General features: G+C 48.9%; 27 protein-coding genes and 1 pseudogene. 27 read left to right on the forward strand and 1 reads right to left on the reverse strand.

The genetic code is table 11. The annotated features are described in order from the left end of the window. Positions 1 to 11: 11 nt before the first annotated feature. The 22 genes and pseudogenes from NL510_RS11510 to NL510_RS11620 all read left to right on the forward strand — a co-directional run bounded on the left by NL510_RS11510 (position 12) and on the right by NL510_RS11620 (position 15,767). A complete protein-coding gene (locus tag NL510_RS11510) occupies positions 12 to 284 on the forward strand; it encodes an EscE/YscE/SsaE family type III secretion system needle protein co-chaperone (protein ID WP_253376689.1) in 273 nt (90 codons plus the stop codon). A gap of 24 nt (positions 285 to 308) precedes the next feature. Then, on the forward strand, positions 309 to 611 hold the full coding sequence (locus NL510_RS11515) for a hypothetical protein (RefSeq protein WP_253376691.1): 303 nt from the start codon (positions 309 to 311) through the stop codon (positions 609 to 611). Further along, the gene (gene sseB, locus NL510_RS11520) at positions 595 to 1,167 is read left to right on the forward strand and encodes a type III secretion system translocon protein SseB (protein ID WP_301308556.1); all 573 of its coding nucleotides are present in this window, start codon (positions 595 to 597) and stop codon (positions 1,165 to 1,167) included. Before NL510_RS11515 ends, sseB begins: the two co-directional genes overlap by 17 nt. A 70-nt stretch (positions 1,168 to 1,237) precedes the next feature. After that, positions 1,238 to 2,548, forward strand: coding sequence for a type III secretion system translocon subunit SseC family protein (sctE, locus tag NL510_RS11525; protein ID WP_253376693.1), 1,311 nt, complete (start codon positions 1,238 to 1,240; stop codon positions 2,546 to 2,548). A gap of 8 nt (positions 2,549 to 2,556) precedes the next feature. Then, on the forward strand, positions 2,557 to 3,177 hold the full coding sequence (locus NL510_RS11530; protein WP_253376702.1) for a hypothetical protein: 621 nt from the start codon (positions 2,557 to 2,559) through the stop codon (positions 3,175 to 3,177). A 15-nt stretch (positions 3,178 to 3,192) separates the two neighbouring features. After that, entirely contained in the window at positions 3,193 to 3,408 is a 216-nt protein-coding gene (sctF, locus tag NL510_RS11535; protein ID WP_253376704.1) for a type III secretion system needle filament subunit SctF, read from the forward strand. Beyond that, the gene (locus tag NL510_RS11540; RefSeq protein WP_253376706.1) at positions 3,405 to 3,683 is read left to right on the forward strand and encodes an EscG/YscG/SsaH family type III secretion system needle protein co-chaperone; all 279 of its coding nucleotides are present in this window, start codon (positions 3,405 to 3,407) and stop codon (positions 3,681 to 3,683) included. Before sctF ends, NL510_RS11540 begins: the two co-directional genes overlap by 4 nt. Further along, the gene (gene sctI, locus NL510_RS11545; RefSeq protein WP_253376715.1) at positions 3,680 to 3,925 is read left to right on the forward strand and encodes a type III secretion system inner rod subunit SctI; all 246 of its coding nucleotides are present in this window, start codon (positions 3,680 to 3,682) and stop codon (positions 3,923 to 3,925) included. Before NL510_RS11540 ends, sctI begins: the two co-directional genes overlap by 4 nt. Next, positions 3,922 to 4,635: an EscJ/YscJ/HrcJ family type III secretion inner membrane ring protein SsaJ gene (gene ssaJ / locus NL510_RS11550; RefSeq protein ID WP_301308557.1), complete on the forward strand. Its 714-nt coding sequence runs from the start codon at positions 3,922 to 3,924 to the stop codon at positions 4,633 to 4,635. The genes sctI and ssaJ overlap by 4 nt, the downstream gene beginning before the upstream one ends. Beyond that, complete coding sequence (locus NL510_RS11555; RefSeq protein ID WP_253376717.1) at positions 4,614 to 5,222, forward strand: type III secretion system domain-containing protein; 609 nt, start codon at positions 4,614 to 4,616, stop codon at positions 5,220 to 5,222. The genes ssaJ and NL510_RS11555 overlap by 22 nt, the downstream gene beginning before the upstream one ends. Then, complete coding sequence (sctL, locus tag NL510_RS11560) at positions 5,198 to 5,890, forward strand: type III secretion system stator protein SctL (protein WP_253376719.1); 693 nt, start codon at positions 5,198 to 5,200, stop codon at positions 5,888 to 5,890. Before NL510_RS11555 ends, sctL begins: the two co-directional genes overlap by 25 nt. A 49-nt stretch (positions 5,891 to 5,939) precedes the next feature. Beyond that, the gene (locus NL510_RS11565; RefSeq protein ID WP_253376720.1) at positions 5,940 to 6,839 is read left to right on the forward strand and encodes a SepL/TyeA/HrpJ family type III secretion system gatekeeper; all 900 of its coding nucleotides are present in this window, start codon (positions 5,940 to 5,942) and stop codon (positions 6,837 to 6,839) included. A gap of 51 nt (positions 6,840 to 6,890) precedes the next feature. Next, positions 6,891 to 7,256: a type III secretion system protein SsaM gene (locus NL510_RS11570; RefSeq protein ID WP_253376723.1), complete on the forward strand. Its 366-nt coding sequence runs from the start codon at positions 6,891 to 6,893 to the stop codon at positions 7,254 to 7,256. Next, positions 7,241 to 9,295, forward strand: coding sequence for an EscV/YscV/HrcV family type III secretion system export apparatus protein (locus NL510_RS11575; protein ID WP_436298272.1), 2,055 nt, complete (start codon positions 7,241 to 7,243; stop codon positions 9,293 to 9,295). The genes NL510_RS11570 and NL510_RS11575 overlap by 16 nt, the downstream gene beginning before the upstream one ends. Positions 9,296 to 9,299: 4 nt before the next feature. Next, positions 9,300 to 10,600, forward strand: a pseudogene (locus NL510_RS11580) (FliI/YscN family ATPase). Beyond that, the gene (locus NL510_RS11585) at positions 10,549 to 10,977 is read left to right on the forward strand and encodes a hypothetical protein (protein WP_253376725.1); all 429 of its coding nucleotides are present in this window, start codon (positions 10,549 to 10,551) and stop codon (positions 10,975 to 10,977) included. Before NL510_RS11580 ends, NL510_RS11585 begins: the two are co-directional and overlap by 52 nt. After that, positions 10,967 to 11,323 (forward strand): Secretion system apparatus protein ssaP, encoded by a 357-nt coding sequence (locus NL510_RS11590; protein WP_494546348.1) that lies wholly within the window; start codon positions 10,967 to 10,969, stop codon positions 11,321 to 11,323. The genes NL510_RS11585 and NL510_RS11590 overlap by 11 nt, the downstream gene beginning before the upstream one ends. Continuing rightward, the gene (locus tag NL510_RS11595; RefSeq protein WP_253376734.1) at positions 11,304 to 12,275 is read left to right on the forward strand and encodes a YscQ/HrcQ family type III secretion apparatus protein; all 972 of its coding nucleotides are present in this window, start codon (positions 11,304 to 11,306) and stop codon (positions 12,273 to 12,275) included. The genes NL510_RS11590 and NL510_RS11595 overlap by 20 nt, the downstream gene beginning before the upstream one ends. A 766-nt stretch (positions 12,276 to 13,041) precedes the next feature. Further along, positions 13,042 to 13,692 carry a type III secretion system export apparatus subunit SctR gene (gene sctR, locus NL510_RS11605; protein ID WP_253376744.1) on the forward strand — a complete coding sequence of 217 codons (651 nt, stop codon included), beginning with the start codon at positions 13,042 to 13,044 and terminating at the stop codon, positions 13,690 to 13,692. Continuing rightward, a complete protein-coding gene (locus tag NL510_RS11610; RefSeq protein WP_253376746.1) occupies positions 13,689 to 13,952 on the forward strand; it encodes an EscS/YscS/HrcS family type III secretion system export apparatus protein in 264 nt (87 codons plus the stop codon). Before sctR ends, NL510_RS11610 begins: the two co-directional genes overlap by 4 nt. Further along, positions 13,952 to 14,722, forward strand: coding sequence for an EscT/YscT/HrcT family type III secretion system export apparatus protein (locus NL510_RS11615; RefSeq protein WP_253376748.1), 771 nt, complete (start codon positions 13,952 to 13,954; stop codon positions 14,720 to 14,722). Before NL510_RS11610 ends, NL510_RS11615 begins: the two co-directional genes overlap by 1 nt. Next, the gene (locus NL510_RS11620) at positions 14,715 to 15,767 is read left to right on the forward strand and encodes an EscU/YscU/HrcU family type III secretion system export apparatus switch protein (RefSeq protein WP_253376750.1); all 1,053 of its coding nucleotides are present in this window, start codon (positions 14,715 to 14,717) and stop codon (positions 15,765 to 15,767) included. The genes NL510_RS11615 and NL510_RS11620 overlap by 8 nt, the downstream gene beginning before the upstream one ends. A 33-nt stretch (positions 15,768 to 15,800) precedes the next feature. Here the strand turns inward: NL510_RS11620 and NL510_RS11625 are convergent, their stop codons facing one another. Next, positions 15,801 to 17,555, reverse strand: a complete 1,755-nt coding sequence (locus NL510_RS11625) for an inositol phosphate phosphatase SopB (RefSeq protein WP_253376752.1) — start codon at positions 17,553 to 17,555, stop codon at positions 15,801 to 15,803. A 212-nt stretch (positions 17,556 to 17,767) separates the two neighbouring features. On the opposite strand from NL510_RS11625, the gene iagB reads away from it, so the two are divergent. The 5 genes from iagB to NL510_RS11650 all read left to right on the forward strand — a co-directional run bounded on the left by iagB (position 17,768) and on the right by NL510_RS11650 (position 23,986). Beyond that, positions 17,768 to 18,211 (forward strand): type III secretion system invasion protein IagB, encoded by a 444-nt coding sequence (gene iagB / locus NL510_RS11630; RefSeq protein WP_253376754.1) that lies wholly within the window; start codon positions 17,768 to 17,770, stop codon positions 18,209 to 18,211. A gap of 154 nt (positions 18,212 to 18,365) precedes the next feature. Next, complete coding sequence (locus tag NL510_RS11635) at positions 18,366 to 19,130, forward strand: helix-turn-helix domain-containing protein (protein ID WP_253376756.1); 765 nt, start codon at positions 18,366 to 18,368, stop codon at positions 19,128 to 19,130. Beyond that, complete coding sequence (gene sctC / locus NL510_RS11640; protein ID WP_253376758.1) at positions 19,127 to 20,788, forward strand: type III secretion system outer membrane ring subunit SctC; 1,662 nt, start codon at positions 19,127 to 19,129, stop codon at positions 20,786 to 20,788. Before NL510_RS11635 ends, sctC begins: the two co-directional genes overlap by 4 nt. Continuing rightward, positions 20,785 to 21,909 (forward strand): type III secretion system gatekeeper subunit SctW, encoded by a 1,125-nt coding sequence (sctW, locus tag NL510_RS11645; RefSeq protein WP_253376761.1) that lies wholly within the window; start codon positions 20,785 to 20,787, stop codon positions 21,907 to 21,909. The genes sctC and sctW overlap by 4 nt, the downstream gene beginning before the upstream one ends. A gap of 37 nt (positions 21,910 to 21,946) precedes the next feature. Further along, positions 21,947 to 23,986 carry an EscV/YscV/HrcV family type III secretion system export apparatus protein gene (locus NL510_RS11650; RefSeq protein ID WP_253376763.1) on the forward strand — a complete coding sequence of 680 codons (2,040 nt, stop codon included), beginning with the start codon at positions 21,947 to 21,949 and terminating at the stop codon, positions 23,984 to 23,986.

Genomic DNA, 23,986 nt, shown 5'->3' on the forward strand with positions numbered 1-23,986 from the left:
CTGGAGGCTTTATGCCCGCGTTAACACTATTAGAAGAAAATATTCGTCATTCAGAAGCCTGGACATTAGAACGGCTAACAATGCTGGAGGAATTACGCTTCCGTTTGCATCAATCATTAGTAAAATCCGTGGGCTCCGAACGGTATCAGGCAATAACCGTATTGCTGGATGTGGTCATTCAGGCTGAAGATATCATCAAGATTATTTATTTTCGCTATCATAATTCTCCGCTTGTTCAACCGGTATATAGCCAGGAGATGAAACATGAACGTAGTACACATTAAGACTGGTTATACAGGAGTGTAAAAATGGAAAATAATCTCGAAGCGCAATTAAAAATAATGGACCGGGAGTTTAAAAAACTGGATGGTTTTTTTAACCAGTTCATGCAGTTTAAGGTAAAGGTCGAGGATTTGACGCTAAGAGCACCTTCCGATCCTGTGGCTATGAAACAGCTTACACATCTCAACTCCCTTGTTCCTGTCGAAATTGAAGAAATTGAAAGAGAGATGAAAAAGGAAATTAACTCGCTTCGCCTCTCTTTAAAAAAGGTACTTGCCCGTATTCAGTTAACTGCAGGTTCGGAGGTGAAAAATGACGTTACAAATTAACGCCCCCCTCAACGCTAACCTATACCAGCGTGGTGAGGTGAACAATTGTCAGCATAAGAATATGATAAGTGATGATGGTGGCCCTTTTTTAGCCGGTTACAATGCATTCCGGATGATTTATGCCAATCTGGCACGTATGTTGAATGCCGAACTGGCTACAATCAAAAATAAATCCACGCGTGCCACCAATACTCAGGAGATGGCCAACCGTATGGATGAAGTTATTGCTAAAGCGTCCAAAGGCGATGACAAAACCCGCGAGGCGGTGCCGGAAGAGGTGATAAAATACATGCGTGATAATGGCATTCCGGTCGATGGGCAGACTATTGATAATTACATAAAAGCTCATGATGAAGGCGGACTGGATAAAGGATCGCTTACGGCTATCAAATCAAGTCTGGATACCAGTTATCACCGGGATGCTGATTTCATGCAACAGGAGCAACTCGTTATTCAAAATCTTTATCAGGAAGTTAATGCGGTAGTAACGCAAATGACAGGCTTGATCAGTAAGCTTGGTGAATTGTTGAGCATGATTGCACAAAAAATGTTTTAACCTGGGCGGCTAAGCCTATATACATTTTGTCGGCCGCTATAAATTGCCAGTGTAACAGCAGGATATTCCTATGAGCCAGATTAAAATGAATATTGAACCGGTGCAGGAGGCTGATTATTTAAATGCGCTGCTTGCGCAGAATAGCCCGCTGCAAAAAGAAAATATGCCGATATCTGCAGGTGCGCTAGCCTGTAAGAAACCAATAGCTGATTTATACGCTTCGCTATTAGCCACGGGAGATATTGGCGCAAAAACCGAGACAGTGTGCCCAGAAGCCGCAAAATTTGCGCAGTTGTATGCCCCGGAGTGTCCACAGAACGTGGCAATGATGGTTTTTTTGATCGTTATGAAAACCTACGGCAGTACGGCTGCGTCCATACAGGGGCAGATTAAAAATGCCAGTGACGTACAGACGTTCCTGCGGGATAAACAGGTTAAAGAGTATCAGGAGCAGATCAACAAAGCGATTAAGCAGGGCAGCGAGCAGCAGCGTGGACAGATTATAAATGCAGTCTTCGACTGGATTATCGGCGCGGTTGAAGCTGTTGTCGGGGCGCTGAAGCTGGTTGAAGGTATTTTCACCGCGGATCCTCTGGCGGTGGCGGATGCGGTAGCCTACTTCAGTGCAGGTGTGTTTGGCATGCTCAAAGCATTTGGCGAAACGGCAAAACTGCTTGGCGCAGATGGCCAGGCATTGGACCGGATGATATCTACATGTGGTACCGCTCAGTCTGTTTGTGAAGGCGTCGCCGTGGCGCTGGATATATTTCAAATTGCACGCGGTATTAGCGCTGCGCGCGCCATCACAAAATCTGCCCAGGAGGTGATGCACTCGCCAGAAGGTCATGCACTTTTAGAGAAGATTGCACAGGGTGCGGAAAGTGAAATTTCGCAATTGACTGAAAAAATACTCGACAAAGTCGCATCAAAAGGCGGGATGAGCGGAAATCTTACCGCCAGTTTTACGCGGGAAGGCATGGCGAAAATGATTCAGAAAAGTATCACCGAGGGGGCTAAAACACTGCAAAAACTCGAGGCGCGTATTCACCAGGAGCTATGGCAATGTATTGTCAGGACAACGATAAACGATTGTACCAACAAATGGCTTAAGCTAACGCTGGGCACCGTCACCGCTGCAAATAAAATATCATCGGGTGTTATTCAGTTGCGAGTGGCTGAGTTACAAAAATCGATAGATCAACTTGTTCTTGCCCAGAATTTCATCAATACCACGGAAGAAAATATCAATGCCATGTCCAGAATGCATATGAAAAATCTCAACGAAGCCTATCAAAATATGGTTGATGTGACTAAATATACATCTGATTTTATTAACGATCGTGGCGTTACTCTTGCACACAGTGCAAGAGGACTCGCCTGAGGAGAACGATGATGTCTGATTATTTATCGACTATTGCTGAACCTGTTATATCCACTGTCCCAGCCACAGCGACCGAACCTGGGGAGGGCACCGCTATGCAGTGGGATGCCGGGAATACATTTGATATTGTCAATAGCTGGCTGGAACTGGCGAAACTTAATATGCTCGCCCGCGACGTTATTCAGAGCCATGAGCAACGCAGGCGATTTATTGAGTGGGGGCTTGAAATTAATGCTCTGGAAACAAAAAAGAAGGCTATTGATGATTCGTTTCGCGCATCGCAAATAAGCGCAATAGGCGGGATTTTAAGCGGCGTCACCTCTATTGCGGGCGCTGGCTTAGGGGGTACAGGAAGATGTGGGCTTGATGTCGCTACGGGGACCCAAATAGGTTCAGCAGCAGGCGGGATCGGGAGCCAATTCGCGAATAGGTATGCCGCCGGTTATACCCGCCAGGCAGAAGAAGAAAGAGCCATTGGCGAGTTGCAGGACAAAGGGGCGCAATCCTATATGAAGACGCTTGAAGAAAGTATCACCCAGGCCCGCGAAATAATGCGCAGAGCAATGGAAGTGGGTCAGCAGTATATGGCGATAAATGGCGATCTGTTAAAAACACTGGCCAGATTATAATCCTGGGGAAATGTAATGAATGTTGATCAGATCATAAATTCTCTTTCGCAAATGGCACATAGCGCCGGAAACGCTGTTACAGATCAACTGAACAGCCAGAATATGAATAACCCTGAGTCGATGGTTAAGGCACAGTTCGCTGTCCAACAGTATTCGAACTTCATTAGCTATGAAAGCGCGATAATTAAAACCATCAAAGATATGTTGAGTGGAGTGATTGCAAAAATATGACTATTTTAACCAGGGAAGAGCGAGTGCTATTACTCGAGGTAGCCTTTGCTGGGGTCAACCATGGTCTAAAAAAACAGGTCTCTGAATTTTTACCTGCGCTCCAGCTGCTGGTGCCTGATGAAGATTCGCGAATGGTTTGTACCGCTTTTTTACTTAGTGCGCTGGGGGAAACAGAAAGAGCCATTCAACTTTTGGAGCAGTGCAACCATTCGGATGCGCCGTCGCTAAAACAAATTCTGACTCAGCGCGCTCATTATGAAGGAACCCTGCCATGAACATTACTGAGAGCGTCGCCATGCACAACGCTGCAGGTTATAGCGAAACGGCACCGGTCACGCCGATTACGAGTGATCACGCTGTGTTATTTAATAAGCTCCTTGCAGGCAGTCATCATAATCCCGTGCAAATGCTTACCCGCCAGGCGGAAATCATGAGTGCGACAGTGGAAGTAGAGTTAGGTGCAAAAATTGCAGGAGCCGTCTCGCAATCAGTCAATAAACTGGCGTCTATGTCATGAAATTCCGGTTTTACCTGCTATTACTGGTGTTGTTGCTTACAGGTTGTCGGGTTGATTTATATAACGAGCTGCCTGAAGGTGATGCCAACCAGATGCTGGCCATTTTAATGCTGCATAATATTGAGGCGGATAAAGAAGAACGCGCGGGGGGCGTGACGCTACGAGTTGAAAAATCGCAGTTTATCAATGCCGTAGATATCTTGCGGCTCAATGGTTTTCCGCGCCGTGTTTATGTCACTGCCCAGACGATGTTTCCGCCTAATCAACTGGTTGTTTCTCCCGCCGAGGAGCAGCAAAAAATCATCTTTCTTAAAGAGCAACGCATCGAAAATATGCTGAGCCTGATGGACGGTGTGGTCGATACAAATGTGACAATCGCTTCCTCCGCCCGCAACGATGAGAAAAGCGGCGAGACCTCTGTAGCCGTGTTTATAAAATATTCACCCCGTGTCAATTTCGAAGAGTTCCGTACGCAGATAAAGAACCTGCTGAATAAATCTATCCCCGGAGTGGATTACAGCAAAATAAGTATTCTGATGCAGCCTGCCGAATACCGTATGCACGTCAACAGGGGGTCCGAACGGCGGTCAGAAATATTTCCTGCATGGCTCTCGCAGCATCGGGTTATATGGATCGCGGTTATCTCAATGGTGCTGGCGATCGCGGTTGCATGGAGAGAAATTGCTAAATGGATAAAATACAAGAAATAACCGCATCGGACGCGCCGATCCTGCGCCTGTACCGCCGTTTGTGGCAGCCGGCTCGCTATGCTCACCCAAACTGGTTTATTGGCATGGGTTTTCATCCTCCGCTGTGTTGGCAGTATGGTCGGTACCCGGTGATGGACCGCATTTTGAATGAGGCGTTGCGCAGACGGCGTGGCACTCCGCGACTGACTGAACGCGCTGGGCAACCGAAGGCTGAAAGCTTCAGAGAGGCGAACTATCTGGAAACTCTTGCGCTGGCGCTGGGATTATTGATGCTGAATTGCAAAGACTATTTTCTGCTACCAGCTTACCGGCAAACGCTGAGCCAGCGCGTAAACGATGTCATTCTCTGGCAATTGTTCGGACTCTGTACCGGCGTTAAGCGTGCTGTTTTCACGCCACAAACCCTGCAACAACAGGCCACAGAAATTGGGCTGGCAGGGCTTTACCGCATTGCGGAAAAGGATGCAGCGCTGTATGCGTCTTTAGTCGCGCTCCCTCCCCGCGCACGCGCGTTGCGACCGGGCGTATCAAGGCGAACGTTTAACTTACTGGAGCAGGTGTTATGTGCCAACGAAAACTTCCTGTAACCCGGACTGGCGGTATGCTACCGGAAGGCAGTGTTATATCTGCCTGCGAATTTGAAGCCTATCTGTTTCAGGACCGCTCAAGACTGCAGGCGGCGCAGCAGGCAGACGCTATTCTTGTCGAAGCGCGCAGGAGAGCGGCGGTTTTGTTGCATAAAACGCGACGAAAATGTCATCAGGAAAAGGAAAAAATGCGCCTGCAGCAAGCCACGTTGCAGGAGGAGATCATGACGCGTTGTGAAGGCAAGTGGCGCGAAGAACATATTACACAGCTACGACAGGATGAAGCTTTGCAGCAGGAAATGGTTCGGCGTGTGGCGGTTTCTATCAGGCGGGGTATCCAAAATGTGCTGAGCGCATGGTTTGATCAACAAGATCTGGATGAGGTGCTGTGTCGACGACTCGCCCGTAACGTTGAAAAGATGGCCGTTGAAGGGGCGTTAAGCCTGCATATTCATCCCAGCGTAAAGGCCCGGGTTCAGGCGGAATTTGGCGAACGTTTCACCCTTGTTGAAGAGCCGCGTTTTACGCCCGATCGTGCGGCATTGGCCTCGGCTCAGCTCTCGGTCTCGTTTTCGCTGAAGGACCATTTTTATAAGCTGCTCGACTGGCTAGATACCCCTGGAGAGTGTGATGAAGATATTCGACACGGCTGCGACAGCGCACGTTAATAACGAACACGCTTCAGGCTGGCGTCAGCCGGAAGGAATAAGGTCGCCCATGGAGGCTGCGCTGGCAGAACTTTTAGCTTCAGAAGGCAGCGCGCTTACGGAAACGCTGGAAGAGATGGGGATGGCCCTTGCCGGACGCTTGAGAGACCATCAGCACAAAAATTCCTGCGAACATCGTGACGCGCTCAGGCAGAAAGCCCTGGTGACGATCCTCCGTCAGGCCGCCGAACAGGCAGGAGGCCTACAGGAGGCTTTTGCGTTAAAAAATCCGGCGTCGGGCACAGCCGGTCAGATTTTAGCCGTCGCCATCGCGATGGGGCAGACCCGCTTGAGTGACAAAAAAAGTAACGCCTTGAGCCGCCAGCTTAAAGCGTTAATGGAAGTGAAGGGATGGGAGGCGGAGCTTTTCGGGATGCTGGAGTTAGGACGCGCAAGCCGGCCGCTCATCGCCTCAATTAATCGGCTATTCCGCCAGGCTATGGATGAGGAAAAAGTTCCCTTAAGTGAATGGTTTATGCGACTGTCCGATTTACCGGATCGACGGCCTCGGGTACGGGCGCTGTTACGCATGCTGGTATTTGAACTCTCGGCCTGCACATCAATGTCCTTATCCGCGAGGCTAACGGCGACGCTGTCGAGTTTGAGGCGTTTATTGCTGTTTCTTGGGCTGGATGCGGAAAGCAGCCGGGTTGAAAATCTGTGCAAACTTCCAGCAAATACATTGCTCCCGTTGATGATGGATATCGTCAGTCAGAGCTGGTTATTCGACGAATGGCTCCTTTCCCGGTTGCTGGGCTGGAAAAGCCGGGGCGGGCGCCTGAATCTGCTGCTTCAGCATTTAGATGTTCTTTTCTCAATGTTGCCTGACCCTTGCTTCAATGATGATGAGCAACGTGAGCAAATCCTCTCGGTCGTTCGCGGCCTGAAAGGTAATCAGGCCATTGCCTGATTACTGGCATCGACGATATTCGGGAAGATGCTGCGTCGAAGAGAGAGTTAAATGGCGCCAGATTTAATGACACAAAGAAATATTCAACAGTTTATCCAGCTAACCAGGCTGGAGTTACAGCAGATCCAGTCAGATATTTACTGGCGCACATCTGATTTTGAAGTATGGCTCAATTATCGTAATAAACGTATCCACCTTAGCCAGTGTTTAATCACTGAAACTGACGATAGCATGTTAATGGAAGCATTACGTCAATGGCAACCGACACGCTTCTACGGAATTCCCCAACGTTTTTTTATCCTCAACCGTAAACTCGTTGTAAATTGTACTCCACTTGCGGACAGTACCGCCGAACACTGGTTCCGGCTGTATCAACGTCAACAGGCATTTCTGGAAAACTTATGTCACCCTACGTAATAGTGATGGAAAAGATAAAAGGCTGGTATTCAACGGGTGAAGGCGGTCTGGATATCATTCTGCCGGTCGTATTTCTTATCGCTATAATGATGATTCTGCTGCCCCTTCCCACGGTCGTTGTCGATATATTGATTGCGGTGAATATTACAGCCTCTTTAATACTGTTACTTATTGCAATTTCGATAGGTGAGCCTCTTGAATTGTCGGTATTTCCAACATTGTTGTTAATCACAACGATATTCCGTCTGGCATTGACCGTCAGTACCACGCGTCTGGTGCTGCTTCAGCATGATGCCGGTAATATTGTCGATGCATTTGGCCATTTTGTCGTCAGTGGCAACCTCACTGTCGGGTTGGTTATTTTCAGTATCATTACGATTGTCCAGTTCATCGTCATTACAAAAGGCACTGAGCGAGTGGCTGAAGTCAGCGCGCGTTTCTCACTCGATGGCATGCCCGGTAAGCAGATGAGCATTGACGGTGACATGCGCGCCGGTGCGATCGATGCCAGTCAGGCGCGGCAAATGCGCCAGATGATTCAGCAGGAAAGCCGATTCCTGGGTGCAATGGACGGGGCGATGAAGTTCGTCAAGGGCGATGCCATAGCCGGGATTATCGTGGTTCTGGTGAACATCATCGGGGGGATGATCATTGGCGTTGTGCAACACAACATGCCTCTAGCTGATGCAGTTCAGAAATACAGCGTGCTATCCATCGGGGATGGCTTGTGTGGCCAGATCCCGTCTCTGCTTATCTCTCTGAGCGCGGGGGTCATCGTTACCCGGGTTCCGGGTGAGAAAAAACAGAATCTCTCCCGGGAACTCTCCGCGCAAATTGGCAGGCAACCCCGGGCGCTTGTCCTTACGGCTGTCGTTATGTTGCTCCTGGCTATCGTGCCCGGTTTTCCCTTTTTCATCTTTTTCCCTCTGGCTGTTGTTCTGGCGATGCCGCTTTTGTTCACCTGGCATCAACGCTATTTTCCGCAAGGAGAGCCGGAGCGAAAGGAAACGGCGCTACCGGATACGATGACGCCTGGGGTAACGCCGATGATGCTACGCTTTGGCGCTGCGCTGGAGCCATACATTGTCGAAAAGCGCATTGACGCTTTGCGATGGAAACTGTTTGAAGAATATGGTGTTCCGCTGCCTGAAGTGACGCTTCTTCCCGCCCCCGGAGACGACGCTGGAAAGTTGACCATGTTTGTTTATCAGATCCCCGTGCTCTCTGTGATCGTTCCGGAAGAGTGCCCGTATCTGTTGACAGGAAAGGACGCACGCTTCGAAGGAAAGACGCAAACGCTCAATGAAGGGCTTGGAACCATAACCTGGCTTAATACTGAGGTCGGTCAGACTGCACGTGCCATGGGGATAACGGTTGCAGAAGGGGCAGATCGGATAACAGTGTTGCTGGAGAAGGTGTTTTTGCGCCACATGGCAGAATTTATAGGCGTGCAGGAAGCCTACTACCTGATGAACTCCATGGAGAGAGATTATGCTGAGCTTGTTAAAGAGCTTCAGCGACAACTTCCCAGCATCAGAATTACGGAAGTTTTGCGCCGGCTGGTGGCGGAAAAGGTCACTATCCGCGATCTGCGCCTGATTTTCGGTACGCTCATTGAGTGGGGTCCACGGGAAAAAGATGTGCTGATGCTGACTGAGTATGTCCGCGTGGCGCTTCGACGTCACCTTCTGCACCAGATTATGCCTCCGGACGGGATCCTTGAGGTCATTCATATCGGTGAGGTTATAGAGAATCTTATCAGAGAATCTACGCGTCAAACCGTTCAGGGGAGTTATACCGCGCTCAGTTCCGGGCAGAATGCAAAGATCCTCGAACGTATCACCGATGCGGTGATGGAGCACGGGAATGTCTGCATTGTTACCTCAATCGATGCCCGCCGTTACTTACGCAAGATGACGGAGGACACGCTGTTTGATGTGCCCGTACTGTCCTGGCAGGAGCTGGGGGAAAATTGCCAGGTGAGGGTGGTGTGTGGTGTTGATATTGACCCAGAGGAGAGTTGTGATGAGCAATATTGACGCGATGCAGCGAAGATTAGAGCAGATCCTCGCCGCGAAAAGCGACCCGCCGAAGGGATATCTGAGAACCGGCCGGTTGCGCACCGTGGGGCCCACGCTGATGAAAGCGCACCTCCCGGATGTTTTTATGGGTGAAGTGTGCCGCATTCTGCCGGGTAACGCGCTGGCGGAAGTGGTTGGCGTTGAAGGTTCCAGTGCGTTGCTCTCTCCCTTTGGCGATACGTCAGGTCATTACTGTGGACAACGCGTGATTCCCACCGGACGCCGACACCGGGTACCGGTCGGTACCGGCCTTCTGGGACGGGTGGTGGATGGACTGGGGAGGGCGCTGGATGGTGGTCCCCCATTGCAGGGCCCCTTGCGGGATTATGACGCGCCACCGCCTTCTCCTCTGTCTCGCCAACTGATAGAGCGCCCGATGCTGACAGGCATTCGCGCAATTGATTCCCTCACCACCTGCGGAGAGGGCCAGCGGATGGGGATTTTCGCTGCGCCGGGTGTCGGAAAAAGCGTTTTGCTGGCCATGCTCTGTCAGAGCGCGGACAGCGAGATAACGGTTCTCGCCTTAGTTGGCGAGCGCGGTCGCGAGGTGCGGGAGTTCCTGGAAAAAAATCTTAGCGCTGAGGTCAGGCAGCGCACAGTTGTTGTGGTCTCCACGTCAGACAGGCCAGCGATGGAGCGCATGCGTGCGCTCTTTGTCGCGACCACCATTGCAGAAGCCTTTCGTGACAGGGGACACAGGGTCATGTTGCTGGCGGATTCATTGACACGCTATGCGCGTGCAGCGAGAGAAATTGCGCTTGCGAGCGGTGAAACGATCGGCGCTATTGGTTATCCCGCCAGCGTATTTGCATCCTTACCCCGCCTGCTGGAACGAGCGGGTAAAGCTGAGCGCGGCTGTATTACGGCGTTTTATACGGTGCTTGTTGAAAACGATGACATGAACGAGCCGCTGGCAGATGAAGTCAGATCGCTGCTGGACGGGCACATCGTCTTATCAAGGCGGCTCTCCGAGGGGGGACATTCCCGGCCATTGACGTGCTGGCGAGTCTGAGCCGGTTAATGCCCCTGGTCGTAGATACACGGCATCGTGTTCTGGCCGGAGAAGTGCGTAACTTACTGTCTGTGTATCGTGACGTTGAACTTCTGGTGAGGATCGGTGAATTCAAACCCGGAGAAGATCCTGTCGCCGATCTTGCGGTGAAGAATTACCCGGCAATATGTGATTTTCTCAAGCAGAGGGAGTGCGAACCATGCGAACTCGAAGCATTGCTGCGCAGAATGCAACAACTGACAGGCAATTGATCCTGCTAAGTATTTTGAAAGTTAAAGAGCATTCCGAGGATAAATTACGACGGCAACTGACGGAGCTTATAAAGACTCAGCAAACTCTTGAAGTATCGAAGGCCAATTGTGCGGAAATAAGGGCCGGGCTGCGCCATACGCTGGGGCAGATGCTGGCGTGGTCCGGCACATTGCCCGCCAGCCTCCTGCAGCAAAAAAAAGGCCAGATGAACCAGTTATTTCATCATGAAAATGTACTTGCTGCCCAGGAGCGTCTGCTTAGCGATGAGATAAAAAAAGTGCAGGCTCATCAGGCTACGCTGCAGCAGAACGTGATTATTTTATTGAAAAAAAAGGAAAAAATACGGAGTTTGTTGCGCGGTGAATATGAAAATTGAAGGCTGTCTCTGGCATCATCTCCCGCAAAAGGAAGAAGAAACACAGGCTGATTACGCACAGAAAACGCGATTTTCTCGTTTAATGACCAGAGTGAGCCTGCCGCAACCTGTGCTGCGCTCAGGGTATGTCGGGTTGCGTCGGCGATACCGGCTGTCAGGCGGTACGGTAGGGGAGCTGACCTGTGAAATTGAAGAGGCGCAGGGAAAGCTGCATATTCAAATTGAGGTGCAGCGGGCTGACACTTACGCCACGCTCTTCCGGCTTTCGGCATGGCTGCATGAGCATTTGCGTGATGCCGGGTATAACGTCGCGCTGGAGGTGAAATATGTTGCATGTGACCACTGAAGAGTTCGCGCTCGTGCAATCTCTTGCGCCCTCGGGCGCCGCTATGGGTGCCTTACATGTAGACAGGACAGTGTGGCGTGTCGGCCTGGAGGGAATCAGTTTATCGGTCGAGATCGATGGGCACGACTGTTTTGTCTGGCTGCCGCTGACCGACTGGCGAGCGTGCTGCGAGGCGCTAGCAGGGGTTGCGGAACTTGACGCGTTAGACCCGTTGTTGAGCGCAGGTATTGTCGAATGGGCGCTGTCTCCCTTGCTACTGGCAAGCGAGGCCCGGCTGAGTAAACCAGTTAATATCCTCCCATGCAGTCTGATACCTCAACAGGTTACGCTTACTTTTTGCTGGAGCAATGAACATCAGCCTTTTCGCGCGCTCTTGTTTGGCTGGCCTGATAGCTGGTATGCCAGAATATTAAGCGCAATTGCCGCCACGCCCCGTGTGGAAAACCCGTTACCCGTGCTCACACTTCCGGTTTATATCGGCGGGGCGGTTCTTACGTTATCGGCCCTGGAACAGGTTCAGGTGGGCTGCGGCATAAAAATCGTCACGCCAGGCGATCCCGCTGAAGGGGAATTTCTTTTGAGTCTCTCTCCGACAGCGACGTTCGGAATAGTATTAACGGAGAATGAAATGCAATTAAATACGCTGGTAGAGGATATTGAAGGGTTGCTTATGCAGGAACAGGGTGAGCCTTATGCAGAGGCGGAAGGTTCGCTGGAACTCAATATGATCCCACAGACAGTGCTGGTGGAAGTGGGCTCTGTAGAGGTTTCATTGGGCGCGATACGCACTCTGGCTGAAGGCGACATTCTCTGCGTAGAACCACGGTTTCCGTCACAGATACGCCTGAAGCTGAATGGACGCACCATTGGCAGCGGGGAGCTTGTTGTCTGTAATGATAGCTACTGTGTCAGAGTGACCAAATGGTATTTGTCGGGGATTGACGGTCAATGATGTAAAAAACCACGCGAAGAGCTGGTGAACAAATCGAATATTGTCGAGGTATTACTGGAAATGCTGATGGCTCGATCGAATCCACGGTGTCTGTAATGATTGAGCATATCTTCTCGGCTGTTACCACAGAAAAACTCGCAGCCGTGGTGTTTCGCTTGCTCCAGCGCTCCAGACGAGAGGCGATTCCTCAAGTACCTGGAGGTCGGAATTGTGTGCGTTTCGTTCTTGTCTGGGAGCGTCAATGAGATTACCTCCAGCACATTTCGCACCTCTAGAAAATCTGGTTTTTCCCGATTAGGCAAAGAGAATTCACCAATTCTCGGTTGCATGGATTGTGAGATGGGTTGATTTTCGTTCAAAGCTTTCGTGAGAACCTCTTCTGTTAGGCTTAAATTGACCACTCTGCAATCAATATCCCCCGAAATTTTCTACATTGCTTTTAATTCTCTGGAGATCAGAAAGAATGAAGCCGGACTCCAGAAGTGTTTCTTCGCTCACTTTCATGGATTTTTATCCTTAAAATTCACCAAATCATCACAGGTAAATTGAACCTAAATCAGGGGATATATCGTCATTTACAAGTTAAATTTGGATGTTGATTATTTTCTTTTTTTAAACATTAAGATCTGTCGTTAGTGTGGTTTTTTACACGATTGACCGCTACGACCGGGCAATAACGGCGGAATAAAATCCGGTTTAGCCCCGATGGCACGATAGCCGAAGCAATAGCTATGATGCGCCATCATTGTGGTGTTCAGGAATTTTCATGCTTTTGCCCGACTCTCCATGGCAACTTATTGCTTTGCTGTTTTTACTCTCGCTGTTGCCGCTGTTTATGGTGATGGGAACATCATTTTTGAAGTTGGCGGTGGTGTTTTCTATTTTGCGAAACGCGCTGGGCATTCAGCAAGTGCCGCCCAATCTGGCGCTGAATGGTCTGGCTTTGGTTCTGTCTATCTTTATCATGGGACCCACGCTACTTGAGGTCAAAGCGCGTTGGCAGCCAAAAGTCGAGGAGGGTGCTCCCGCCTGGATGGCGGCTGGATGGGATAGCCAGGCTCTGACACCCTACCGTCAGTTTCTGGAAAAAAACAGCGACGAAAATCAGATCCTCTATTTTCGCGGCGTAATCGCCAAAAACTGGCCACCGGAAGCGCGGAGATATATCCGACCGAATTCGCTTATCATTCTTCTTCCGGCCTTCACTGTCAGCCAGTTGTCCCAGGCATTTCGTATTGGGTTACTCATCTATTTACCCTTCCTGGCAATAGATTTACTGGTATCCAACATTCTTCTGGCAATGGGCATGATGATGGTATCCCCGATGACCATCTCTTTACCGTTTAAAATTCTCATCTTTTTGATGGCCGGGGGATGGGACCTGATTCTCTCCCAGCTCATGCAGAGTTTCTCATGAACAATGCTGTACTTGCGCATCTGGTCACCGAGTTATTGTGGTTGGTCTTGATCACATCACTCCCGGTGGTCGTCATCGCCTCACTGGTCGGGATTGCGGTAAGTTTGATACAGGCACTTACCCAGGTTCAGGATCAAACCTTGCAATTCCTCATCAAGTTACTGGCGGTGGCGCTGACGCTGATGGCGACCTATCACTGGATGGGCGGACTGCTTATTGGTTATGCCTCTCAGGTTTTCCAGCAGACGGGGGCACGCTGATGAGCGGCGCAGTTCACGAACTGCTTGCAACGCTGACCCTGGCCTTAATGAGACCTTTAGGCGTTTCGCTGTTATTTCCGATACTGCAGGTTGGAAATCTCGGGTCGCAATTTATTCGTAACGGCGTGCTGATGGCACTGGCCATCCCCGTGCTGCCGTTAGCGCACGATCGGGTGCTGCAGGACGGCGAACGCTGGATGGCGCTCATCCCTGAAGAGCTGCTGCTGGGGCTGATTCTGGGTTTTATTGTCGCCATCCCCTTCTGGGCGGTTGATATGGCCGGTTTTATGATAGACACCCTGCGCGGGGCGACGATGAGCACGGTCTTTAATCCGACAATGGCCGCTCAGTCGTCTATTTTTGGCATGTTGTTCAATCAGCTCCTGTGCGCCTTTTTTTTCCTGAGCGAGGGCGTCACACTCTTTCTTTCGGTGATTTATGACTCCTACCGCCTTTTACCGCCGGGCAAAGGCCTGACGTTTGGACCGGCACTATTTGAGTTGATTCAGATAGAATGGCAATTGCTCTACCGTCTGTGCCTCGGTTTTTCCCTGCCGGTGGTCGTGGTCCTTGTGCTGGTCGACCTGGCAATGGGGCTGCTGAACCGCTCGGCTAAACAACTGAACGTGTTTTTCCTGGCAATGCCGATAAAAAGTGCGCTCGCGCTGCTGTTACTGTTGCTTTCTCTGCCCCTGGCCCTCGATCACCACCAACGGGAAATCAAGGCCATGTATCAGCGACTCGGGGAGTGGATTGCGCAGCATGAGTGATAAAACTGAAAAACCCACGGAAAAGAAACGCAAAGATAGCCGCAAGGAGGGCCAGGTCTGCAAGAGCTCTGAGGTGACCTCTTGCATTCAGCTGATCACCATTTTCCTCTTTTTTCATTCTTTTGCTCAGCAAGTGGTATATCAGACGATCAACGTGCTGCAACTCGCCCTGCACAGGGTAAATGAGCCCTTTCTCTTTTCACTGGTCATTGTGATGCAAGCCTGCCGGGATCTGATTGGATGGGTGCTTATGTATCTTGGCGGGATGCTTGCGGTCACCACCATTATCACGATCCTGATGCAGGTCGGGCTACTGCTGGCAACCAAAGCCGTCGGGTTCAAAGGCTCGAAGATTAGCCCTGTACAGAATCTGAAACAGATAGTATCCATTAACAGTCTGGTGGAATTACTTAAGTCGGTACTGAAGTTGACGCTATTAGCGTTTATTTTTTACTGCCTGTTTTTGTACTATTTCCCGACTTTTCAGTCGCTTCCCTATTGCACCATAGACTGCGCGCTACCGGTTTTTTTCGCGCTCACGCACTGGATATGGCTGGCAGTTATTGCTTTTTATGTCGTTTTAAGCGTCATGGATTATGCATTTCAGCATCATCAAATTATGAAGCAACTGCGTATGAGCAAGCAGGATGTCATTAAAGAAAACAAAGACAGGGAAGGAAATCCTGAGATCAAAAATATGCGCCGCGAGCTTCATCGTGAAATACAAAGCGGGAGCCTGGCGCATAACGTGAAACGCTCGACGATTATCGTGCGCAATCCTACCCATATCGCGATTTGTCTTAATTATCATCCAACTGAAATGCCAGTACCGCAGGTCGTGGAGAAAGGCCGCAATGCGAGAGCTGCACATATTGTCTGCCTCGCGGCACAGTTTTCAGTTCCCGTTGTAGAAAACATACCTCTTGCGCACCAACTCTACAACGAGGTTGGCTGTGGGGAGACAATACCTGAAACCTTGTTTGAGCCAGTGGCCGCTTTATTACGACTTGTTCTGAAAATTGACTACGAAACTGAATGCTCATAGGTTTCCATGACATTACGCGGCCACTGTTTACAATCAAACAACCGAGGATAATCCCCGTGTGACATGCCATGTGTCGCGGTTACCAATTCGCGCTGCGTTGGAAAGACCGATTATCGGTATCTCTCTTGCAACCTTATTACCGGGGGCACCCGTGTTAAATTCCTGAACATTGAGGTTGCCGCTATGCTGATATAATTTTTCCAGCAGCAGTTTATCGTCATGGCTTGGCTTACTGCCTGGCGAGCCCAGCATCTGTTGCTGATGATGGATAATCGCGCCATGTTTTAGTTCAATATCCAGGACACCCGTTCTGTCCTTACCGCTTTTACAATTCCAGCACGGCGTTATGCCGATCTCGTGGGTGAGCAAGGCAACACGTTTTGCCGCCTTGTAGGGCTCATTATTATCGGAATGATGTGAACGGTTCCGCCAGATCGTTTGAAGCTGCGCACTAAGATGCCTGACCAACGCAGCGTTGTGCGGTTTTTGTTGTAAATATTCCCCCACCCAGCCGCCGGGCTCTGCCCCCGGAGACATATCGTGACCAAGCAGCCGATTAAATGCGGTGGCATTGTAGCCGTCGGCGTACCTATTACCCAGTTTCAGCTTTAGCGATAATTCATTGACCCCGAAGTTAAACGTTGCAACATCCAAATCGATTTGGATCTTACGCAAGGTAGCGTGCTCGTCACGTATCTGCAGAACTAAAGGCTTTTCACTGGCGAGTTTATGCCAGACGTTCATCTGCTCATCCAGCATTCTTTTTTCAAAGAACATGCTGGCAGTCACCAGGGATGTAGACACGAGGCGTAATGGAACGGTTTCCCCCTTAAGCGCGTTAGCCAGCAATTCTGGTTTTGCGTACAGGGCTGCACAAATCACCTCCCTTGCACGGTTTTCAGCGCCTTCATTACGCTCGGGGCTGTTTTGATCAAGACCAAATGGCGACAGAATTCCATGCCTGATACCTTTGAAAAGCAGCGTTTCTTCCCTGGAGGAAGCAAACGTTTCGGATATCCAAAGATTAACGGCATGCTCCTTTTCCTGAGTGGATTTGCTGGAAACCCCTTTGTTATTATAAGTGTGGGCAAAGATGTCCATGCTGCCAAGTTTCATCTGCCCGGCGGGTATCTGAACACTTTTATATTTATGGCCTTTATGCTCGAATTGCGTTGTGAGCACTTTCCACTGCTGATTATTAAGCAGATTTTTCATTCCATTGTGATATAAAACTTTGGATTGCCTGTCGGCTTGCCTTCCTTTTATTCCGTCCTGAATGAGCGCCTGTTTGATGATGCGTTGCAGTTGCTTTTTAAGCCCGTGTGTTGATGCTATTTCCTGAGGATTCGCCAGGCGATCTTCACTGAATTGATGGGCCTGTAACGACGTTGATAGTTTCTGCAGAAACGTTACATCATAGCCCTTATGATTTTCCTGCAGAATGTTAATGGTCGACTTAACCATAAGCTGTTGAAGCTGGTACAATTTAAACAATGTTTGCGTTGCTGGCGGTTGTTCAGAATTCTCTGCTGCCAGTCGGAATTTTGGATTAACCTTTAGTTCGCAAATAAAGGCAGAAGATACTTTCTTCTTTGGCGATGCCATCGCGGACGGCACATTTCTGATGCCGAGCAGTTTTGAAAATATCGTTTTGATTTTGGCGAGTAAGCCGCAACCTGATGTGCACTTGCTCATTATGTGGGACGTTTTATGCCCGGCGCCAAAGTTTTCATCGTCCATAACGAGCAGCTTTGGGTGATTAAAATCGTAGCTTCCGGTGATTTTCATGGTTTTTCACTCCCGCGACGTTTGTTTCAGGTTGTAAGGAACATAACAGAACATTAATCATAAATGTGATTATCCATTCTAATTCCATCATGTTCAAAATCTTGCAGTAAACGATTATTTCTCTGCGATGTTGACTAATTGCAGTTAGCTAACTGGAACAGGTCCTTCGATGTCACGAAGTTAAATTCGTTTTCGTTCAGGAGGTATCACAAGTGAAAGTGTGGGTCTTAATATTTTTTGGATTTTTTGCAACCCGGCCAGCATGGGCCGACTGCTGGGATCATGCCGAACGAAGTTTTGGAATCGAAGCCCGGCTGCTTAACGCCATAGCGCAGGTTGAGTCTGGAATGAATCCTGTTGCCGTCGGCAAAAACAGAAATGGCACTTACGATTATGGATTGATGCAAATTAACAGTATCCATCTCCCTTCGCTACGTAAACTGGGGATTGATGCCGATGTGCTGAAACAGGATCCCTGTACGTCTGTGCTGGTGGGCGCATCAATACTGGCGGATATGATGAAAATCTATGGTTATAGCTGGGAGGCCGTTGGTGCATATAATGCTGGCACCGCCAAGAATCGCCATCATTTAAGAATGCGGTATGCGAATAAAGTCTGGCGCATCTATCAGCAAGACCGGCCAGACGTGGCTTAACGTCTCGCCGGATAGCTCATAGCCTGTCGGCCGAGAAAGGGCATCATAAGAATACATCATTATTAATGAAGGGTTAGTTATAATTCCATCATGATACGTTTAACTTATAAAACTATCATGAAGTTAGGTTGAATCAATGGGAATAAATTAAAACATGAATGACTTAATTGATTACCGCCTCGCATCATCGGGAACGACCATTGATGTGGTAAACACTGAATTGTGGCTGTTAACCACTAACATCCCGGAGGGTGGGTTAACGTTACAAAAGAAAAGTGAAATTGAATATCTTGAATTATTGCCAGAGCAATATAGTGTTGTGGCAATATCGTCAGGGACGGCATGCGCAGTTACAGGGGATGTTTATTATAAGAAAATAGATTTCAGGAGTCTGGCTAAGCTACAAGCATTTATTGATTCGTCGAAGCGTAGCGCGCAGATTTTTACGCCTGGAATATCATGGGCAGCATTGCCTGTAGATAAGGATTTCGACATAACCAGTAAAGCGCTGGAATACTGGTTTATCAGGATGAGCGTCGAATCAAACAATGATTTCATGCGCTTTTCCAGTGTGTTAAAAAATACGGAGTGGTATCAGTTAGTTTATTTTCTCCTTGAAATGTCTAACCTGGACAGTAATGAAAAGCTGAGTGACATGAGTGCGCGATACGGTGTCTCTGTGTCACATTTCAGACGTCTTTGCAGAACTGCGCTGGGTAATTCGACCAAAGTCGAACTTCGAGACTGGCGGCTCTCCAGAGCGATAGTAGAGCTGATGGGCGAGAAAAAAAACATTACTGAAATTGCGATGAAGCATGGTTATTCATCACTCTCTCATTTTTCTAACGAGGTGAAAACGGAATTTGGTGTATCGCCAAGGGAGCTGAAAAAGAACCTTACTCGAAAGGTAATTAGATGAAATACTTCACATTTTCTAAACGTTTAAGTGCAATCGCACTGAGTGCTGTTTTACTTAGCAGCGCCGTTTATCCGACGAGTTCCTACTCAAATCCCACTACGGCGGGTTACCGTGCCAGTCAGGAAGGCATAAAAGGCGTTTTTGACGCACTCTCTTCTGCCATGCGTAAACCCGTTATTCTGAGCAAGGCTGCAGAGCGAAAGAAGGTCACTGGCAACTTCGATTTTACGAACCCGATGAATACGCTCAAAGATCTCTCTGACCAACTCGGGCTGATTTGGTATGACAACGGTCAGGCAATCTATGTCTACGACGCGTCAGAACTGCGTAATGCGGTCGTTGCTCTGCGTAATACCTCATTCCCAGTTGTACGGGATTTCCTGATACAGTCAGGGGTATACGATCAACGTTTTCCGCTTCGTGCAGATAGCCGTAACACCACCTTCTATGTCTCCGGACCGCCTTCGTATGTAGAAACCATTACCAGCAGCGCGAAATTTCTGGATGAAAAAAGTGATGGTTTTGATGGCCGGGAAAACGTAGCGGTTATTCCACTGCATAATACGTTCGTCGAAGACCGCCACTATAAATTTCGTAATGACAACATCGTGATCCCAGGCGTGGCAACCGTGTTATCGCAACTGCTTGGCGGTTCTGGCCTTGGTGGGAATGTACAAATTTCACCGCTCTCCGAGCCTGCAGCAGAAGCGCCTGCCATGCCCGCTTTCCCTGGCGTTTTACCGAACCGTTCGCCTGCACCTGTTGTATCACTGGAAACCGCGGTTAAAAGCCGCCCGACTCATGCCGGGCTCTCTATCATTGCCGACCCTGGCACAAACAGCGTTCTGGTAAGAGGCAGTGCGGAACAAGTTTCCTACGTGCGTAACATCATCAGCGGTCTGGACGTCTCGAAGCGACATATTGAGCTGTCAGTTTATATTATCGACCTGCAGAAAGAGGCGCTGGATCAGTTAGGGGTACGCTGGTCCGGGAATGTGACAACAGGCGACAGCTTTGGTGTCGCGTTTAACGGCGGTAGCAGCACGATTGATGGCGCCAGCTTTATGGCTGATGTCATGGCATTGAGCTCCAAAAATAAAGCCAATGTTGTTTCACGTCCTATGGTGCTTACTCAGGAAAATATTCCTGCGGTCTTCGATAATAACCGAACGTTTTATACCAGACTGATTGGCGAGCGCAGCGTTGAATTACAGAATGTGACCTATGGTACCTCTATTAGCGTTTTACCTCGTTTTACCCAGGCGGGCGAAATCGAAATGATGTTAAACGTTGAAGATGGTAATCAGATGGGGCACGAGGTTGATTCCATGCCAGAGGTAGGCCGTACCAACATTAGCACTATCGCCCGTGTGCCGCGTAACAAAAGTTTGCTGATCGGGGGATATACCCGAGATGAAAGCTCAACGGTACAAGGTAAGGTGCCTTTGCTCGGTGATATTCCATTGGTAGGCGGTCTTTTCCGGTATTCAGTAGAGCGACAGTCAAATATGGTTCGCGTATTTCTTATTCAGCCCCGGGAAATTACATCCCCGCTGGATAAAGACGCCCACACTCTGGCTGGTGAATTAAGAAATGATTTATCTAACCCGGATCTGCATAACTGGATGTCTAATTACATGGAGAGTACCAGACGATGATTAATGTCAATGCGAATACCTTTGCCCTGAACGCAAATATTCAACGGCGTGAAAGAATGTTAGCTGAGAAGGAAAACAACGTTGACAAGGCTAACCGCAGACAATCTCTTGAGTCCAGCGATCAGTCAGAGATCGAGAACGAGGGCCAATCTGGCAGACAGCAGCGTATGCTGATGTCGCCCGAAGAGATGTCCTCCTCGATGAGCAAGCTTATCAACAGACGCAATAATGAAAAGAAAGCAGGCGCCAGCGAAGAGAGTGACTATGACAGAGTGCTGGATGATGAAGCCCCTCCGAAGGCACAGGAGATCGTCAGCATTGTAAAAAGTCCTTATGGTCGCAACTTCCAGGCTTTGCTTAAACAGATCCGGTCGCTATTTCCTGATGACAGCGATCTGGTATTAATACTGCGAGAACTGATCAAAAATAAAGAACTTGAGGAAATTGAGCGCAAACGTCTCAAAAAAATTCTGGCCCAGGTGGAAAAAAAGGCCAATCCCAAAAAGCTCAAAGCAGGGATTAACGTAGGTCTCAAGGCACGGATTTTTTCGCGAACGCTGGCGATCAAACCACAGTTATTGCGTGAAAGTTACCGACAATATTTAGAAAGCGATTGTGCAGAAGTTATCACTTATCAAGAGTGGGTGACAATTTACGGTGCGCAGAGCCGGAACATTATCATTGAATTTATGGAACAAGCGCTTTTTACCGATATCAATGCTCTGGACCCAAGCTGCAGCAGTATTGAGTTCGGCGAACTGCTGAGCAGGATGACGCAAATAAAACTATTTCGAAGCGCTGAGTGTGCTTTCCTCGGCCCGTTGATGAAAAGTGAGCTGGTTAACTCAGTTAATAATCAGGAAGCAGCGTGGCTTATGTTTATGCTAGCGATCATCCAGGACCCTCTTTCGATTGAGGATTGTCTGGCTGATATTTCAGGGGGAGGGCTGGTTCTCAATGATAATCGCCAGTATTTGACGTTGCTTCAGCTGATATATAGGGCGTTTAAAACGATTCCGCCGCGTTTCTTTATCGAAGCCGATGACCGGGACATACTGGATGACGAATTCAGACGCTGTACCGATGAGGCTTACAGTGCGAAGCAGCACTTCCAGCCGTGACTATTTGAACCACATGCTGATTGGGAAGATTATTTAAATGACCAATATCTTGAATCGACTTGGACGGCACCCGGAGATGTTTATTCTCGTGTTGGTGGTGACCATCATTTTCATGCTGGTAATTCCGTTGCCGACCTTTCTGGTGGATTTTCTCATTGGTTTCAATATTGTTTTATCGCTATTGGTTTTTCTGGCATCTTTCTATATTGACAGAGTATTAAGTTTTTCATCTTTCCCGTCAGTGTTGCTCATCACGACGATGTTCAGGCTTGCGCTGTCTGTCAGTACTACCAGGCTGATATTAAGCGAAGCCGATGCCGGTGACATCATCAATACGTTCGGCGAATTTGTCATTGACGGCAATCTGATCGTTGGCTTTGTTATCTTCACCATCGTGACGATTGTACAGTTTCTTGTTATCACCAAAGGCGCAGAGCGTGTGGCAGAAGTGGCTGCCCGCTTTTCACTGGACGGTATGCCCGGGAAGCAGATGAGTATCGACGGTGACCTGCGTGCCGGGACAATCGATGCAGAAGGCGCCAGTAGCCGCAGAAGTATTGTGGAAAGGGAAAGCCAACTTTATGGTTCCTTCGACGGCGCGATGAAATTCATCCGCGGCGATGCAATCGCCGGGATCATCATCATCTTTATCAACTTTATTGGTGGGATCGGGGTAGGCATTAGCCAGCATGGAATGGATATGTCTACGGCCCTCTCCACCTATACGATGTTGACCATTGGTGATGGCCTGGTATCACAGATCCCCGCGCTGCTCATCGCTATTGGCGCTGGTTTTATTGTGACCCGCGTCAATGGTGAAAAAGACAACATGGGGCATACCATCCTGCAGCAACTGTTGGGTAACCCTACGGTACTGGTCACCTCGTCGCTGCTGGCTTTAGGTATGGGAACGTTACCCGGATTCCCGTTTCCGGTGTTCGCCATCCTCAGTATGACCTTAGCCTCACTGCTGTTTTACCGGCAATGGAAAGATAAACAAACGGCTAAAGAGACGAAAATCGGTGCGGATCCGCAGCCTGTGGACGTCCAGCCAGCCGCCGGAGATGAACAACTGATCACCGATGTACAGGCACTCACCGCAGAAACGATTCCGTTGATGATCCTGGTGCCGTCTCAGCACGAAGAGTGGCTGCGTAATGTTAATTTTGCCGAAAGAATATTGAGCCAATTTTATATCGATTATGGCATCAGTCTGCCGGATATCCTGATTAGGCCATCGGCATCCCTGGACCAACACACCGCTATTTTGTTGATTAATGAGATAAAAGCCGGTGAGATCCACATCGAACACGACCGCTGGCTGGTTGTGAGTGAAGCCGACGGTATTGATATGCTGGGTATACCGGTTAATAAGGTTGGTAACGCCCTCTGGATAGATTCTGAGCATCGCGAGACGCTGATCGAGCTGGGCTATGCGCTGCGCAGTGCAATTGATGAGATTTATCACACCTTGTCCACTATTCTGGCGCGTCATATTAACGAATATTTCGGCGTTCAGGAAACGAAGGCAATGCTCGACAAGCTAGAGGATAAATATCCCGACCTGATGAAAGAGGTCGTCCGGCACGCCACCATCCAGCGTATTTCCGAGGTGCTGCAACGACTGGTATGTGAACGTATTTCTGTGCGTAATTTGAAAATGATTATGGAGGCCATTGCTTTATGGGCGCCAAGAGAAAAAGATATTATTTTACTTGTTGAACATGTTCGTGGAGTTATGGCACGCTATATTTGTCATAAGTTTGCCATTAATAATAACTTACGGGTTATCATGCTTTCACATGACGTCGAAGAGCAAATCCGCCAGGGTATTCGAATGACATCATCCGGTGCGTTTTTGAATCTCGAACCGCAGGTGTCTGAAGAGTTAATGGACCGCTTCAGTTTGCAAATGGAAAACACAACAGTGTCGCACAAAGATATTGTTGTCCTGTCGTCTGTAGATATTAGGCGCTTTTTGAAGAAGTTCTTAGAAAGTAAATTTAAAGGGTTAGATGTTATCTCTTTCGGTGAGATAACTGACAACGTCGCTATTAATGTCCTGAAGACCATCTAA

Origin of the sequence: unidentified bacterial endosymbiont (assembly GCF_918797525.1) — a bacterium.
Classification (GTDB): Bacteria; Pseudomonadota; Gammaproteobacteria; order Enterobacterales; family Enterobacteriaceae; genus Enterobacter.